The following is a 15406-nucleotide window of genomic DNA, read 5'->3' as shown; positions in this document are numbered from 1 at the left end:
CCAACCATCAGGTCGGCGGGCCTTCGCTTTAGGACCAGTAGCAAGTCTCTGACCTGCAGGCCTTGGCCTGCAGGTCAGTTCCTCTTGCGACTTCAGCCGCCGCCGAAGGTGACGCGCAGACGCGCGCCGTACATCCGCGGCTGGCCGAGGATCAGGTTCTCGGAACCCGTGGAGAGCCACGAGTTGCCAACGAACACCGGGTACTTCTCGTTGGTCAGGTTCGTGACGAACGCTGCGAGATCGACCGGGCTGCCGCCCACCGAGTTCCAGTTCAGGTTGAGGTTCCACAGATCCGACGACGGCAGAACACCGTACGGCGAGTCGTTCGTGGCAACCTGCTTGGCCGTGTAGGTGTAGGTCGCCGAAATGCTCACGCGTCCGATGCTGTAATCCAGCGGAAGTGTGTACGACGGCGTGACGGTCAAGCGGTGCTTCGGCGAAAGCGGAAGGTCACCGCCGATCAGAGCGCCGGTGGTTGGCTCGAAATAGCCTTCGAACGCCGGCGGATTGTAAGACTTCAGCTCGGTATCGAGGTACGCATAACCCACGTTGAGGTTGGCACCTTCGTACGAAATCGAAGCATCAGCTTCCACGCCCTGGATCTTCGACTTACCGGCGTTCACGATCGCCTGTGAAGGCGACGCGTTGGGCACCGTGCCATTCGGGATCAGGTTTGCGGCGAGCTGCTGGTTCGAGAAGTCGTTGTAGAACGCAGCGATATTGAAATAGCCCGACAGCGTACCGCGGAACGAGGTCTTCGCACCGATTTCGTACGTGTCGACCTTCTCCGGACCCCATGCGACCGGGATCGTGTTCGAAGCGTTCACGTTGCCCTGACGATAGCCGCGAGCGTACTTCGCGTAGAGCAGCACGTCGTTGGTCGGCTTGTAGTCAAGGCTGATCAGCCACGTGGGCTTTTCGGACTTCTGCTTGATCGTGGTCAGGCAGTCAGGACCCGTTCCGCTGGCGGCGCAGCCGATGATCGGCGGAGCACCGTTGATGATGCGGATCGTGCGCGTAGCGCCCTGCCCCTTCACCTTGTCGATCGTGTAGCGGATGCCACCTGTCAGCGAGAGCTGATCGGTCAGGGCGTAGGTTCCCTGAGCGAAGAAGCCGACGTTCTGATACCAGTAACGCGTGAGCGAGTTCTGGATGATCGACGGGATCAGCGGATTGCCGACGTTGTTGATTGCGGTGCAATCCAGCGCCTGCAGGTTCGCACAGCTCACGGTGGTGAAGATCGGGATCGGTGCACCCGTCTGCGACGGCTGAAGCACAGTCGTGATTGGCGAGAGCGAGCCCTGGAACTGGCTTCCCGGCGCACTGCCTTCGTAATAGCCGCCAAGAACGTAGTTCAGCGAACCATCGGTCGTACGGCCCTGGATCTGGAACTCTTCAGTCCAGGTCGCCTGGTTCACGTTGTCGTAGTTCGGATCGGGCGCGAGGCCGACCCATGTGAACGGCAGACCCACCTGCGAAGCGGGCGTGTTGAACCAGCGGGGATCGGTCCCCGGAGCCGGCACGCTGTAGTTGTCCGAGCCGATGTTGAACGACTGCCGCTGACGGAACTCCTGATAGCTGGCAATGTTCTTCAGCGTAATCGTATCGCTGACGTTCCAGGTGGTCGTGTTCTGCACGCCCCACTGCTCGATCTTCAGGAACGGGTTGGGGTTGTTCACCTCGACGTCGAAGTACCCGTCGCCGCGTGCTTCTGAACGCTGCAACTGAGCGCAAGCCAGGGGCGCGAGGTAATAGGCGGTGCTCGTCGGGCTCGGCAGTCCGAAGCGCGAGCGATCGACACCCGCGTCGCATCCCGCTGCGTTTGCACCCACCAGCTTGCCGGCGGTGCCATTGGTGTCGGACTTGCTGTAACGCGCAATGATGTAGTTCTCGAGATCCGGCGTCAGCTCGGCGAGAATGCTCAGGCGCAATGCAGTGTAGTCAACGTCTCCGAACGCATCCGGGCCGACGGACGCCTGGTTCTTGAGGAAGCCGTCGCGCTTCATGCGGTCGAAGCCCAGACGGACCTTGAACGTATCTGCCAGAGGAACGTTCAACGCGCCCTGCACGCGCTTCATGTCGTAGTTGCCGTACGAACCCTCGATGTAGCCGCCCAGCTCGTCCTTGGGACGCTGCGGAACGATCAGAACCGCGCCGCCCGTGGTGTTACGACCGAAGAGCGTACCCTGCGGGCCTTTCAGAACCTGAACGTTCTGAAGGTCGAAGAACTGACCCACGCCAGCGCCGTTACCACCGGGCGTGCCGCCCTGTGCACGCGGACCGATGACGTCAGCGAAATAGATCGCGACCGACGGCGAGGTGAAGCTTTCCTGCGTGAAGCCGCGGATAGCGAAGGTCGCGGTCTCTGCGCCATAGCGCGAGTTGGCGGCCAGCGACGGGGTGTAAGTGGCGAGATCGGCGCCGGACACGATGTTCCGGTTGCTGACCTGCTCTTGGTTGAAGACGGTGATCGAAATCGGAACGTCCTGAAGGCGCTCTTCCGTACGACGTGCGGTAACGACGATGTCGCCCCCGTCCTGCGCCATGGCCGGAGCGAAGCTCCCCAGCGCGGTCGTCGCAAAAAGAAACAGCTTGGCAGCTGTATGCCTCATTTGTGCATCTCCCTGAAAATGACGGCCATATCCCTCAAGCCGTCGATGGCGGCCCGCTGACATAAAGCAGCGGATGCAGCAAGGGGCCTTTTCATCAGCAAGGTTAGCAGCTAAGCGCCCCTCACCAACGCGATGGGGCGTCGCCAAGTGGTAAGGCACCGGTTTTTGGTACCGGCATTCGCAGGTTCGAATCCTGCCGCCCCAGCCATCGCCAGCGCGATATCGCTGTTCTCACGGCCTTGAAGGCCGGATCTTTGCCTAAGAAGATCGTTTCAGCCGCTTTTTCGGGACCATTGTTCTCACTGCGGCTGGACTGCGAATCACTCCTTTTGCTCGCCGGAGCTGATCCACACGACAACCGCCGTTGCCGTGGGAGTGCTCCGGTCAGAGGGATCAGCCCACCTTCTCATGCTCTGAACTCCAAGGGAGCAGCAGGAACAGGAGGCTGCCGACAATCACCGCACCGCTGAGGAAGAACAGATAGGGTGAGAAGCTGCCGCTGGCCGCGAGAGTCCAGCTGATGCCCAAGGCACCAAGTGCGGAGGCCAGGAACGACACGCAGTACAGCAGACCCAGCGTGGTCGCGTAGATCCGCAGCTTGAAATAACGCGCGACTAGATAGGAGATAAGATCCGACTCGGCACCGATGGACAGGCCCACGATGAACATGGCGATTCCGATGACAAGCAAGCTGTCGAGATCAGTGCCAAGCAGAAAGAATCCAACGGCCGGGAGGATCAAGGAAATTGTGGTGACCGGCGGCGTGGCGAAGCGGTCTAGTGCAAGACCGCAGCCGATTCTGCCGACGATAGTACCGAACGCATAGAGCGGAACGATGTTGGCAGCAGCCTGCGTCGAAATGCCGTTGTCCACGAGCATCAGGTTCATCTGCGTCGAATGCAGTGGCATCTGCAGCAAGCATAGGAACATGCCGAGGAAGACGATCCAGAATAGGCGGCTGGAGAAGATCGCCTTGTAGTCTTGCCGAGCCGTGGCGGTCTGGGGCGTGGCGCTGGCGATCTGGGGCGTTGCGCTGACGACCTCTGTAGCGGCGACCTGAGTTGGCTCGGGCTGTGGTCGTTTCCTCGGAATGAGCGAAATTGCGGCCAGTCCGCCAAGAAGGCTCACTGCGCCAAGCGCAAGGTAGGCGCTACGCCAGTCGTAGACCTCGATCCACCAGTTCAGCAGCGGTACGAGCACGATCGCAAGCGCTGCAGGAACGCAGTTGACCACCGTGAGAGCAAGGCCGGTGGCGCGACTGAAGTTTTCCGCAATCAGGCGGGTGTAGACTAGCGGGCTCGTAAGGCTGCCGACGGCCAGCACGAGAGTGAACACCGCAGCATACCACAAGAAACTTCCATTCTGGGCCGCATAACCCAGGAAACAGAGCGGAACGAGGAGGGTCCCCAGAAGGGCAACGGGACGCACGCCCTTGCTGTCCGTAAATCGGCCAGCGAACGGCAGCACGACAAGAGTGGTAAGAGTAGCCAGACCAATCAGGGCGAACTGCGCGCGTGACCACCCGAACTCCTCCACCAGATGCGGTGCAAACACGCTATTGGTGTAGGCGAACAGCGGAATGCTTGTGCCTGATCCCAAGCTTGCAGCAAGCAGAGGTCGCAAATTGCGACGAAATTCGCCGAGGTAGGTCACGCAGCTCTCCCAATCCGCCGCCGCGTTCACCCGGCATGCTTTTCCGGGCTTGTCGGCGATAAGACGCTGATTGTCGAGAGACGCTATGTTGCGCGACGTTCTTCATCCGGCACACTCACGAAACTCTGGAGTTTTCTGCACGGCCTGCCGAGAGGGGGGCGGCAAGAAGGTGGATCGTCTATAATGAGAAACGGCAATCAGTCAGAACGCGAACGATCCGAAGGCGATTTCATGTTTCAGGACCAGGGCTGCGCCCTTCCCACGCCGCTTGCGGTGACCGCAAGCACGCGGTCCGATACTCTTGACGAGCAGTTTGCGAGACTGCTGGGCACCCGCATTCATATGATCGAGTTCGCGAGCTCCGGTCTGCTCGAAATCAAGGGGAGAGATACCGAGGGACGCCCCTGCTGGACTCTGATCGTAGCAGGAAGCGCTCGCTTCACTTTCGCGAACAGGGCCAGCAATGGCAGCTGGCAGGTCGAGGCGAACTTCGATGCTGGAGGGACCGTCAGGAGCAGCGATCGTTCAATGATTCTCGCCATGTGCGGCATGGTGGTATCGTCCTTCCTCGCGGGAGCGGACCACTTGGTTGTGGAGAGCGATGACGGCCGCAGGATCGAAGTGCCCTATGATCTGAATGAAGATGGCATCGTCATCAACATCCACGCCAGAACGGACCAGGGAAAGCCGCATCACATCATAATTGCCCCCGGCGCGGATGCTGAAAGCCCAGAATAAAAGAATCGTGAATGGCCTGCCGACAGCAAGGCTATTGCCGCATTGCGACGGGACGCATCCTACCACGCGAAAGTGGTTCGAAGATCGCAAACCACACCATTTTGCATTTTCTCGGAACCGCATGGCTGCACCGACCTTCTGTACAGGAGTCCTTGGCCCTTGCCGCACGAAGCCTCCGCTCCTGGATAAGCCTCGCTTAAAGGCAAAGGCCTGCCAAAACAGGAGGAAGCCTTGGCTGAGATACCCGTCGAACGCAAAAGGAGCATGACTTGGCTCTGGGTCCTTTTAGCGCTGATTGCACTAGCTCTCGTCATTTGGTGGATCGCAGGAAGCAACGAGAACGAAGAACTCGCCAACAACGAGATCGTCGGCGCAGAGCCGGTCGCTGTTGCACCCGTCGATCCAGTCGCTCCCGCTTCGCCCAATGCTGGCGAGGGAGCTTTCACAATCGCGAGCATTCTGGAAACGCCCGCAACCTACATCGGACGCGACGACTTCCAGGCTGACGTTGCCGTTCCGGAAGTCCCGACCGACCGCGGGTTCTGGGTTGAGCATGAGGGCCGCCGCATGTTCGCTATCATCATCGATGCGCCGCGCGAAGTCCCCAAGGACATCAACGCCGGTCAGCAGCTTCGTGTCCGAAACGGCATGGTTCGCGATGCCACCTTCCTCTCCGATTTGCCCGGTAAAGCACTCGATGCCGACACTCGGCGGATTGCCAACGAGCAGGACGCCTTCCTCGTGGTTGATGAAGACGACATCGAAATAATGTCGCGGCCGTAACCGCAAGCGACACTGTAACGAAGAGAGGAGAACTGACTGTGGTAGACCAGTACACAAGTCTCACAGATCTCGACAAGTACAAGCTCGAGAACGAGGAACAGGACTTGCGCGGGCGCGCACTGCGGACATACGATGGCCGCAGGCTCGGCACTATACAGCGGATGCTGGTTGATCCCGAGCGCCAGCACGTGGCCGCGCTCGTCCTGGAAGACGGACGAGGCGTTCCGGTGGCCGACATCGAGATCAAGGATGGGGACGCCTACATCGATCCGATCGAAGAGTCGCGCTACTTCAAACCGCCAGCTGCGCGCACAACGGTTCCGCGCGGTCCCGTTCGGGTAAGAAACCGCGCCTGACCCTTATGGCTCCGGGAAGGTATGGGAGAACTGAACCATCTCGGAGCCACTGATCTGAGAAACTCCGGTTGCATGCAGGGTACCAACACCTCTGCATCGACTGGACAGATCGCCAACCCTTGATCGCCAAAGCGCGATGACCGCAATCCTTGAGAAATGGTGCGCCCGACAGGATTCGAACCTGTGGCCCCCAGATTAGGAATCTGGTGCTCTATCCTGCTGAGCTACGGGCGCACGCAAGCTGTCTCTTAAGCGGCGCCGTGCGCCTTTGCAATCAGTTCGCCTGCTCGGGCGGCACCGCAGGGAACGGCAAGGGTGCGACCGCTATGCCCTCCTCGATGAGTTCCTGCGCCTCGGCCAGCGTCGCCTGCCCGTGAATAGCCTCTGGATCCCGCTCTCCATAATGCATGGCGCGCGCATCCTCGGTGAAGCTCTCGCCAACGTAGCGAGACGTTTTGAGCGCCTCCGCCTGCATGGTTGCGAGCTTATGCATCAGCGCAACCGCCTCAGGCGGCATAGGCGCAGAAGCCATCGGAGCCGACGGGACTTGCTCCGCTTTCATCTTCTCAGGACGAACAGGGGTCGGAAGCTGATTTCCCTTCCGTCCGATGCGCGGCGCCATGATCGCCTTGCCGACATCCGGCGAACCGCAGTGCGGACATATCACAAGCCCGCGCTCCTGCTGGCGCGTGAAATCGTCGGAGGACCCAAACCAGCCCTCGAACTTGTGACTGCCCTCACGGCATTCCAGATCGAATACAATCATCGGATCGCCTAATTGGGAATCGCGCGCCGATTGGCAAGACTCGGAAGTTGCGAGCGCACCTCGGCAATTCGAGCGCGATCGATGGTTGCAAATCCCAGACATGCAGATTCGCCACCAAGGTCAAGCAGGACATCGCCCCAGGGGTCTACCACCAGGCTATGGCCGTAAGTCGAACGCCCATCTTCGTGGCGCCCCACCTGGGCCGCTCCGATAACGAACGCACTTGCCTCGACCGCACGGGCTCGCTGCAAGAGATGCCAATGCGCTTGCCCGGTCGGGATCGTGAAGGCGGCCGGGATGGCAATGACATCGCACCGCGCCCGGCCCAGCGCTTCGAACAGCGCTGGAAAGCGAATATCGTAGCAGATCGAGAGCCCCAGACGCCCGAGCGGAGTCTCGGCGGTGACCAGTGCGTCTCCCGCCACGTAGGCGTTGGACTCGCGCCAGGACTCTCCATCGGCAAGATCCACATCGAACATGTGAAGCTTGTCGTAACGCGCCACGACTTCACCGCTGGCGTCGATCACGAAAGAGCGATTGGCCCATCGGCCATCATCGCGCTCGACGGCAAGTGAGCCGATCGCGACCCAAAGGCCGGCGCGCGCCGCCGCCTCCCGCACTGCAGCCAGGACTCCATCGTGCTCCTCAGGAACAATGGCGCGTGCCGCTCTCTTGCGATTGCGGTCGAGCAGCCCCGACATTTCGGGGGTGAACAACATGGCTGCACCGCCCTCCTTAGCCTCCTGAACGGCGGCAGAAATGGCGACCGCGTTCGCTGCCGGATCAACTCCGCTGGTCATCTGCAGCACGGCGACGCGCGACGCCGCTGGCGCAGTGCTCAAATTCCGAGCACCGCGTCGAGTTTGCCATCGGCGTCGAGAGCGCTGATATCGTCGAAGCCGCCGAGCGCCTTTCCATCCGCCAGCACCTGGGGAACCGTGCGCGCACCCGGTACGCGCTCCACCATCTCGGCTCGCTTCGCACCTCCCATGGTGACGTCGTACTCCTCGTAGGAGACGCCCTTCTTGTCCAGCAGCGACTTCGCGGCAACGCAGTAGGGACAGCCCCACTTGGTATAGATCTCGACCTTGGCTTGAGCCATTCGACGTCAGTCCTTTTCTCTTGGGTCTGGCGGCCCTTGAAACCGCCGGCAGCTACCATATCTCTCGAAACGAGTCATGGCCCACCGGGGATGACTCGCCAACGGGGTGCCGGGTTCCCGGGCCTCGAACACACGAAGATTGCTCATTGGAGGATTTTTGTCATGAACCGTATCGACTTTTCGCCCTACCGCCGCACGATGGTCGGCTTCGATCGTTTGTTCGACATGATCGAGAATCAGGCCCGGGTGCAAGGCGGCGACAAGTACCCACCCTTCAACATCGAGCGCCGCGGCAGCGACGCTTATCGCATCACTCTTGCGGTCGCAGGCTTCAAGCCGGCTGACCTCGATATCACCGCGCAGGCCAACCTGCTGGTGGTCAAGGGCAACAAGCCCGAGGAGTCGAGCGAGAGTGAATTCCTGCACGTCGGTATCGCCCAGCGGGGCTTCGAGCGTCGCTTCGAACTGGCGGACTATGTCCGCGTTCAGAGCGCCGACCTTGCAGACGGCCTCCTGGTGATCGACCTGGTGCGCGAAGTGCCCGAGGCGATGAAGCCGAAGAAGATTGCGGTTGGCGGCAATACGCTCACCGTGGTCGACAACAACGGCGAGCAGGCTGACGCTGCCGCCGCCTGAGCATAAGAGCGCACAACTGTTGAGGGGCGGCCCTGCGGGTCCGCCCCTTTTTAGTTCAAACCAGCCGCGCCTGACGGACAGCAGCGCCGATAAATCCAGCGAAAAGCGGATGCGGGTCGAAAGGCTTGCTCTTGAGCTCGGGGTGGAACTGAACGCCAACGAACCAAGGATGATCCGGCCGCTCGACGATCTCCGGCAGGAGACCATCGGGCGACATGCCCGAGAAGATTAGCCCGTTGCCCTCAAGAGCTTCGCGGTAGGAGCCGTTCACCTCGTACCGGTGGCGGTGGCGCTCTGAAACCTCGGTGGTGCCGTAGATGGCCGCGACATGGCTATTGGCGGACAGCATGGCGGGATAGGCGCCGACACGCATCGTGCCGCCCAGGTCACCGCCCTCCGCCCGTTTCTGCAGGCCGTCCTTGCTCATCCACTCGGTGATGATCCCGACGACGGGTTCCTCAGTAGCCCCGAATTCGGTGGAGGATGCACTCGCGATACCAGCTGATCGGGCTGCCTCAACGCAGGCCATCTGCATGCCGAGGCAAATTCCAAAGAACGGCACGCTGCGCTCACGCGCAAAGCGCACACTGGCAATCTTGCCCTCCGTTCCGCGCTCGCCGAAGCCACCCGGAACGAGGATACCGTGCATGGGCTCAAGAAGGGCTGCGACCTCGGAGGCCTCGCGCTCGAACACCTCGGCGTCGATCCAGTTGATGTTGACCTTCACGCGATTGGCCATGCCGCCATGGACCAGAGCCTCGTTCAGCGACTTGTACGCATCTGGCAGGCCCACATACTTGCCCACGACGCCGATCGTCACTTCACCTTCCGGGTTCTGGTAACGGTCGACGATGTCGGCCCAGCGCGAGAGCACGGGTGCTGGCGAGGTCATGCCGAAGTGGTGCAGCACTTCGGCGTCCAGCCCCTCACCGTGATACTGAAGCGGCACCGAGTAGATGTTGGGAGCGTCCAGCGCAGGGATCACGGCCTCGCGACGCACGTTGCAGAACAACGCAATCTTGGCGCGCTCGCTCTCCGGCAGTTCGCGCTCACAGCGGCACAGCAGAATATCGGGCTGAATACCAAGTCCCGTCAACTCACGCACTGAGTGCTGCGTGGGCTTGGTCTTCAGCTCGCCGGCAGCGGCAATGTAGGGGACGAGCGTGACATGGACGAAGCAAGTCTGCTCGCGCCCCAGCTCGTTACGCAACTGGCGCAGCGCCTCGATGAAAGGCAGGCTCTCGATGTCGCCCACTGTGCCGCCAATCTCGCACAGCACGAAGTCGAGATCCTCAGTGTCGGCCATCGCGAACTGCTTGATCGCATCCGTCACGTGCGGGATCACCTGCACAGTGGCGCCGAGGTAGTCGCCCCGGCGTTCCTTCGCGATGATATCGCGATAAATGCGTCCGGAGGTGATGTTGTCGCCCTGGTGCGCCGAAACGCCGGTGAAGCGCTCGTAATGGCCGAGGTCGAGGTCTGTCTCGGCCCCGTCGTCCGTCACGTAGACTTCGCCATGCTGATAGGGGCTCATCGTGCCCGGATCGACGTTCAAGTAAGGGTCGAACTTGCGGATTCGGACTTTGAAGCCCCTCGCCTGCAGCAGGGCTGCCAAGCTTGCCGCCATGAGACCTTTGCCGAGCGAGGAGACCACGCCGCCGGTGATAAAAATGTGCCGCGCCATGGGAGTTGGGCCTTAAATCGCATGAAGGCACCAGGGCAAGCGCCCTGCGCCTCAGTTCCACAAAAAGAGGATGCGCCGAGCCTTGCTTCAGGTCATCGGCGCCACCGCGTGCTTACTGCGCAGCAGAGCCCGCGAGCGGATCCTCAGCCGGTGCGGGAGCCGTTGGCTGCTGGGGTGCGGCGCCAGGATTGGCAGCGCCCGCCAGCGGATCTACCGGCGCTTGCGGCACCACCGGTGCATTGCGCTGGAGCGAGGTGTCGAGTTCACGCGTCGTGCTGACATCGACCGCCATTGCGGCAAGAGCGATGCTGAGCACGACAAAAAGCGTCGCGAGGATCGCCGTCGTCCGCGTAAGAAAATCAGCCGCGCCGCGTGCCGACATCAGTCCGGAAGGATTGCCACCACCGGTGCCCAGACCACCTCCTTCCGAGCGCTGCACGAGGATCACCCCCACCAGAGCGGCGGCGATCAGCGCCTGAACAACAGTCAGAAAGAGAAACAGCGACATGCGAACCCCGGAGAATCATTCGCGGGAAGAGCCATCGCCGCCCGCATATATGCCCGCGCAAATAGGCGTTCGCCGGCCCGGGTGCAACCCACCCCTCCGGTGCAACTCCAGCGAACTGAGCGATTTTGCTCAGCCCTCCTCCAACGCGGCTGCGGCCCCGACGATTGCGAGGAAGCTTTCAGCAGTGAGGCTGGCACCGCCAACAAGGGCGCCACCCACCTCAGGGATCGACAGAAGCTCTGCGGCATTGTCCGCCTTCACCGAACCGCCGTAGAGGATCCGCACCTGCGCACCGGCGTCGCCGTAGATCGTGACCAGCTTGGCGCGGATAGCCTTGTGCATCGCCGCCACGTCCTCGACGGATGGCACCCTTCCGGTACCGATCGCCCAGACCGGCTCGTAGGCGACGGTCAACTTATCCACCGCACCCTCGAGCCGCGGCACCGAACCCTCGACCTGTGCGCCGACGACCGCCTCTGCGTTTCCGGCATCGCGTTCCGCCTCGATTTCTCCGACGCACACGATCGTTGCCAAGCCGGCAGAGAATGCAGTCTCGGCCTTGGTCCGCACGACCTCATCCGTCTCGCCGTGCAGCGTACGGCGCTCCGAATGTCCGACGATCGTGAAGTCGGCCCCGGCGTCCTTCAGCATTGGCGCGGAGATATCCCCGGTGAAGGCACCGCTTTCCTTTACGTGGCAATCCTGGCCGCCGACGCCGATCAGTTCGACCGCTTCACGCGTCCGATAGATGAGCGTTGCTGGCGGAGCGACGGCGACCTGCACCCTGGGCAGCCGGGCCGCGGCCCGATCAATGGCGCGCGCCTCGTTCAGCATCGCGCGCGTGCCGTTCATCTTCCAATTGCCGACAATGTAAGGCAGACTTGCCATCTTCAACCCTTGTTAACGAGCCGACTCCAGACTCGGCCCCCTGTTAGAACGGGCAGCTAGGACAGGGGCACCCGGCTTGTCAAAGCAGGCGCACCGCCTTTGCGACGACCGGCGCTGGCCCACCACGGCGGATGCACAAGTTTCCCGCGCGCCATTGCAGGAATGCACATTGGCTCTTAAAGCGACGGCGCTCAGGCGGAGAGGTTCGGTCCTCCCCGGCATCCACGGATAAACGGCCCCCTCGCGCATGCTTCAGTTCTTCCGCTCGTTCCTCAAGTCCAAGGTCGGTGCCTTCGTGGGCCTTGCCGTGCTGGCGCTCATTGCGCTCGCGTTCGCCGCTGCCGACATCTCGGGAGGCAGTTTCGGCGCCGCCGGGTCCAGCGGTCATGTTGCCGAAGTCGGCAGCGAGGAAGTCACACCGGCAGAACTCAGCCGCGAAGCGAACGAGGCTCTCCAGCGCGTGCGCCAGCAAGAGCCGACCATGTCGATGAGCGGCCTGATCGCGCGCGGCGGCCTCGACATCATTCTTAACGACCTCATCGACCTTAAGGCGCTTTTCGCATTTGGGGACGACCACGGGATCGTCGCCGGCGATCGCCTGATCGACAGCGAGCTGCAGCGTGCAGGAGCGATTCAGCCTCAGGCCATCCCGCGTGATTCGGTCGCCCAGCGCCTTGTTGCGCGTCAGTTGCTTGCGCCTGCCGAGTACGGCGCGATCCTGCCGCGCGAGATGGCGGTGCGCTATGGTCAATTGCTGGGGGAGCGGCGGACCGGCTCGATTGCCATCCTGCCCTCGATGCTCTTCGCTCCGGAGGGTGAGCCAAGCGCCGCCGAGCTCGCGGCCTATTACAAGGCCAACACGGACGCGTTTATCCGTCCTGAGCGGCGGGTAATCCGTTATGCCACTTTTGGCGCGGATACCGTGAAAGATGTCCCTCCACCTTCGGACGCAGAGATCACGCAACGCTACAATGCCGACAAAGCTCAGTATGCAGCACTTGAACGGCGTCAAATCACGCAGCTGGTGGTGCCGACGGAAGCGGCTGCCAAGGCGATTGTTGCGGAAGTGGAGGCTGGTAAGTCGCTTGAAGCCTCGGCTTCGGCAAAGGGACTGTCGGCTGCAAAACTCGGCCCGCTGAGCAAAGCGGAGCTTGCCACGCAGACCTCGTCGACCGTAGCGGATGCTGCGTTCGGAGTGCAGCAGGGCGAACTTACAGTCGCGCGCAGTCCCCTCGGTTGGTATGTCATGCGGGTTGAAGCGATTGAGCAGCGCTCGGCGCGTACCCTCGAACAAGTGAGGGGTGAGATTGCCAGCGCTCTTACCACTGAGAAGCGCCGGAATGCGCTGAGCGAAACGATCTCCAGGATCGAAGAGCAGTTCGAAGAAGGTGCGAACCTGCCGGAAATGGCCAAGGGCTTGGGCGTGCAAGTGCAATCCACGCCACCGATCACGGCTGATGGAAGCGTCTACCAGCAGCCCGGCCAAGGCATCTCACCAGCTCTGAAGCCCGTCCTGCAGACTGCGTTCGCCATGCAGGAGAACGAGCCGCAAGTCGCAGAGGCGGAAGCCGGCACGACCTTCGTCATCTATGAGGTGACAGACGTCGCCGCATCCGCGCCAGCCCCGCTGCGCGAGATCACGGAAGACGTCAAAACCGCCTATGCGCTCGACAAGGGAGCGGAGGCAGCCAAGGCGCAGGCGCAGAAGATCATGGCCGCCGTGCGCAAGGGTGAGAAGCTGGAGACAGTGGTCGCCAAGCTGGACAAGAAGCTGCCGCCCGTGGAGCGCGTCGGCATGACTCGCCCGCAGCTGATGCAGATCCAGCAGTCGGGTCGTCCAGTCCCGCCGCCGATCCGCCTTCTGTTCGCCATGGCATCCGGCTCGGTGAAGATACAGGAAGCACCGCAGCAGCGTGGCTGGTTCGTGGTCGCTCTCGACGAGGTGGAGCCCGGTAAGGTCGAGCGAGACGACCCGTCGGTCAGTCAGACGCAGCGTGAACTCGGTAAGGTCGTGGGCAGCGAGTACTCAGAGGCGCTGCGCAAGGCGATCACCAAGGAAGTCGGGGTCGAGCGCAACGAGGCTGCCATTCAAGCAGTGCGCGAACAGCTCACCGGCACGAACGGAAACTAAGCGGACAGGTCACGGAATAGTGCGGTTATGGTAGGCGTGAGTGGAACGCACCAGCGACAGTCGGCTATCGCAAAGCTTGAGACGGGCACCCCTGCCCTCGTCTGGCGGCGGCTGGTTGCCGATACCGAAACGCCTGTAGGCGCTGCCCTCAAGCTGTTCGAGGCCGGGCGCGGCGACTTCCTGCTGGAATCGGTGGAAGGTGGCGAGACGCGCGGTCGCTACAGCCTCGTTGGCCTCGACCCGGACCTCGTCTTCCGCGCCGGACCCGAGGGCTGCGAGATCAACGCAGAGTGGCAGCGCGATCGCGACGCCTTCGTTTCGCTCGGAGCTGACAGCCTTGCTGAGCTGCGTTCGCTGGTTTCCGCCTGCCGCATAGATGTACCGCCGGAGCTTCCGTCCGCGTTGGCCTGCCTTGTCGGGTACTTCGGATACGAGACGATCGGCCTGGTCGAGAAGCTGCCCCGGGCTCCGCAGGGTATGCTGCAGTTGCCGGACATGCTGTTCGTGCGTCCATCCCTGATCCTCGTGTTCGACCGGCTGAGCGATGAGTTGTTCTGCGTCGCTCCGGTATGGCCGGGCAAAGGTGCCTCATCCGAGACTGTCACTCGGGCTGAAGAGCGCATCGAGGAAGCTTTGCGCAACCTCATGCGGCCGGCGCCGCTTTCTTCTGCCCACGTGCCGGATACCGTCCCTTCGCCGCAACCGGTGATGGCACCCGAGGACTACCGCGCGATGGTCCTCCGGGCCAAAGACTATATCGAGGCCGGCGACATCTTTCAGGTGGTGCTGGCACAACGCTTCACCTGCGAATTCCCGCTTCCGCCGCTTGCGCTTTACCGCGCATTGCGCCGCGTAAACCCGTCACCGTTCCTCTACTTCCTGGATCTGCCGGGATTTGCGCTTATCGGTTCCAGTCCGGAGATCCTGGTACGGGTGCGCGACGGCGACGTGACCATTCGCCCGATCGCGGGAACACGACCACGCGGAGCCACTCCAGCAGAGGACAAGGCGAACGAGGCGAGCCTGCTTGCCGACCCGAAGGAGCGCGCAGAGCACCTCATGCTGCTCGATTTGGGGCGCAATGACGTCGGTCGCGTTGCTACTGCAGGGAGCGTAGAAGTCACCGACAGCTATACAATCGAACGATACAGCCACGTCATGCACATCGTCTCCAACGTGGTTGGCAAGCTCGACACCGCGCGTCACGACGCGGTGGATGCGGTGCTTGCCGGATTCCCGGCGGGGACCGTGTCCGGTGCCCCTAAGGTCCGCGCCTGCGAGATCATAGCGGAGCTTGAGCCGGAGACCCGGGGCGCATACGCAGGCGGCGTCGGCTACTTCGCTCCGGATGGTTCGGTCGACTCCTGCATCGTCCTGCGAACAGGTGTGCTGAAGGATGGCGTGCTCCACGTTCAGGCCGGCGCGGGGATCGTGGCGGACAGCGATCCGGCCTCCGAACAACGCGAATGTGAGGCCAAGTCGGGCGCACTCTTCGCCGCTGCCCGAGAAGCTATGCGCGTCGCGGGAGAGCCGGGCTTCGGCCAGTGAG

Annotated in this window: 14 protein-coding genes and 2 tRNA genes; 7 read left to right on the top strand and 9 right to left on the bottom strand. The window is 62.1% G+C overall.

What is annotated here, in order from left to right; genetic code table 11:
• Positions 1-92 precede the first annotated feature (92 nt).
• Complete coding sequence (locus ABUH87_RS00725) at positions 93-2612, bottom strand: TonB-dependent receptor (protein WP_367767919.1); 2520 nt, start codon at positions 2610-2612, stop codon at positions 93-95.
• Positions 2613-2745: 133 nt separating this feature from the next.
• Between ABUH87_RS00725 and ABUH87_RS00720 the strand changes: the two genes are divergently transcribed.
• Positions 2746-2820: transfer RNA gene (locus ABUH87_RS00720), tRNA-Gln, on the top strand.
• 185 nt (positions 2821-3005) lie between these two features.
• Here the strand turns inward: ABUH87_RS00720 and ABUH87_RS00715 are convergent.
• A complete protein-coding gene (locus ABUH87_RS00715) occupies positions 3006-4265 on the bottom strand; it encodes an MFS transporter (RefSeq protein ID WP_367767917.1) in 1260 nt (419 codons plus the stop codon).
• A 231-nt stretch (positions 4266-4496) separates the two neighbouring features.
• Between ABUH87_RS00715 and ABUH87_RS00710 the strand changes: the two genes are divergently transcribed.
• From ABUH87_RS00710 to ABUH87_RS00700, 3 genes are all read left to right on the top strand, one after another.
• Entirely contained in the window at positions 4497-5003 is a 507-nt protein-coding gene (locus ABUH87_RS00710) for a hypothetical protein (RefSeq protein WP_367767913.1), read from the top strand.
• A gap of 264 nt (positions 5004-5267) precedes the next feature.
• Positions 5268-5786 (top strand): hypothetical protein, encoded by a 519-nt coding sequence (locus ABUH87_RS00705; protein ID WP_367767911.1) that lies wholly within the window; start codon positions 5268-5270, stop codon positions 5784-5786.
• A 38-nt stretch (positions 5787-5824) separates the two neighbouring features.
• Complete coding sequence (locus tag ABUH87_RS00700) at positions 5825-6142, top strand: PRC-barrel domain-containing protein (protein WP_367767909.1); 318 nt, start codon at positions 5825-5827, stop codon at positions 6140-6142.
• A gap of 157 nt (positions 6143-6299) precedes the next feature.
• On the opposite strand, the gene ABUH87_RS00695 is transcribed toward ABUH87_RS00700, so the two are convergent.
• The 4 genes from ABUH87_RS00695 to grxC form a co-directional block, all read right to left on the bottom strand.
• Positions 6300-6376 (bottom strand) — tRNA-Arg (locus ABUH87_RS00695).
• Positions 6377-6416: 40 nt separating this feature from the next.
• Entirely contained in the window at positions 6417-6908 is a 492-nt protein-coding gene (locus ABUH87_RS00690) for a DUF1178 family protein (RefSeq protein WP_367767907.1), read from the bottom strand.
• An 8-nt stretch (positions 6909-6916) separates the two neighbouring features.
• The gene (locus ABUH87_RS00685) at positions 6917-7750 is read right to left on the bottom strand and encodes a carbon-nitrogen hydrolase family protein (protein WP_367767905.1); all 834 of its coding nucleotides are present in this window, start codon (positions 7748-7750) and stop codon (positions 6917-6919) included.
• Positions 7747-8010, bottom strand: a complete 264-nt coding sequence (grxC, locus tag ABUH87_RS00680; protein ID WP_367767903.1) for a glutaredoxin 3 — start codon at positions 8008-8010, stop codon at positions 7747-7749. The genes ABUH87_RS00685 and grxC overlap by 4 nt, the downstream gene beginning before the upstream one ends.
• 162 nt (positions 8011-8172) lie before the next feature.
• On the opposite strand from grxC, the gene ABUH87_RS00675 reads away from it, so the two are divergent.
• Complete coding sequence (locus ABUH87_RS00675) at positions 8173-8646, top strand: Hsp20 family protein (RefSeq protein WP_367767901.1); 474 nt, start codon at positions 8173-8175, stop codon at positions 8644-8646.
• A gap of 55 nt (positions 8647-8701) precedes the next feature.
• Here the strand turns inward: ABUH87_RS00675 and ABUH87_RS00670 are convergent, their stop codons facing one another.
• The 3 genes from ABUH87_RS00670 to tpiA all read right to left on the bottom strand — a co-directional run bounded on the left by ABUH87_RS00670 (position 8702) and on the right by tpiA (position 11726).
• Complete coding sequence (locus tag ABUH87_RS00670) at positions 8702-10330, bottom strand: CTP synthase (RefSeq protein WP_367767899.1); 1629 nt, start codon at positions 10328-10330, stop codon at positions 8702-8704.
• Between the two features lie 112 nt (positions 10331-10442).
• A complete protein-coding gene (secG, locus tag ABUH87_RS00665) occupies positions 10443-10832 on the bottom strand; it encodes a preprotein translocase subunit SecG (protein WP_367768035.1) in 390 nt (129 codons plus the stop codon).
• Positions 10833-10967: 135 nt separating this feature from the next.
• Complete coding sequence (gene tpiA / locus ABUH87_RS00660; RefSeq protein ID WP_367767897.1) at positions 10968-11726, bottom strand: triose-phosphate isomerase; 759 nt, start codon at positions 11724-11726, stop codon at positions 10968-10970.
• Positions 11727-11973: 247 nt separating this feature from the next.
• Between tpiA and ABUH87_RS00655 the strand changes: the two genes are divergently transcribed.
• Positions 11974-13857, top strand: a complete 1884-nt coding sequence (locus ABUH87_RS00655; protein WP_367767893.1) for a peptidylprolyl isomerase — start codon at positions 11974-11976, stop codon at positions 13855-13857.
• 27 nt (positions 13858-13884) lie between these two features.
• The gene (gene trpE / locus ABUH87_RS00650; protein ID WP_367767885.1) at positions 13885-15405 is read left to right on the top strand and encodes an anthranilate synthase component I; all 1521 of its coding nucleotides are present in this window, start codon (positions 13885-13887) and stop codon (positions 15403-15405) included.
• Position 15406 lies beyond the last annotated feature (1 nt).

This window comes from Novosphingobium rhizovicinum, assembly GCF_040813635.1.
Lineage (GTDB): Bacteria > Pseudomonadota > Alphaproteobacteria > Sphingomonadales > Sphingomonadaceae > Novosphingobium > Novosphingobium rhizovicinum.
This window is presented reverse-complemented; position numbering and strand designations above follow the sequence as displayed.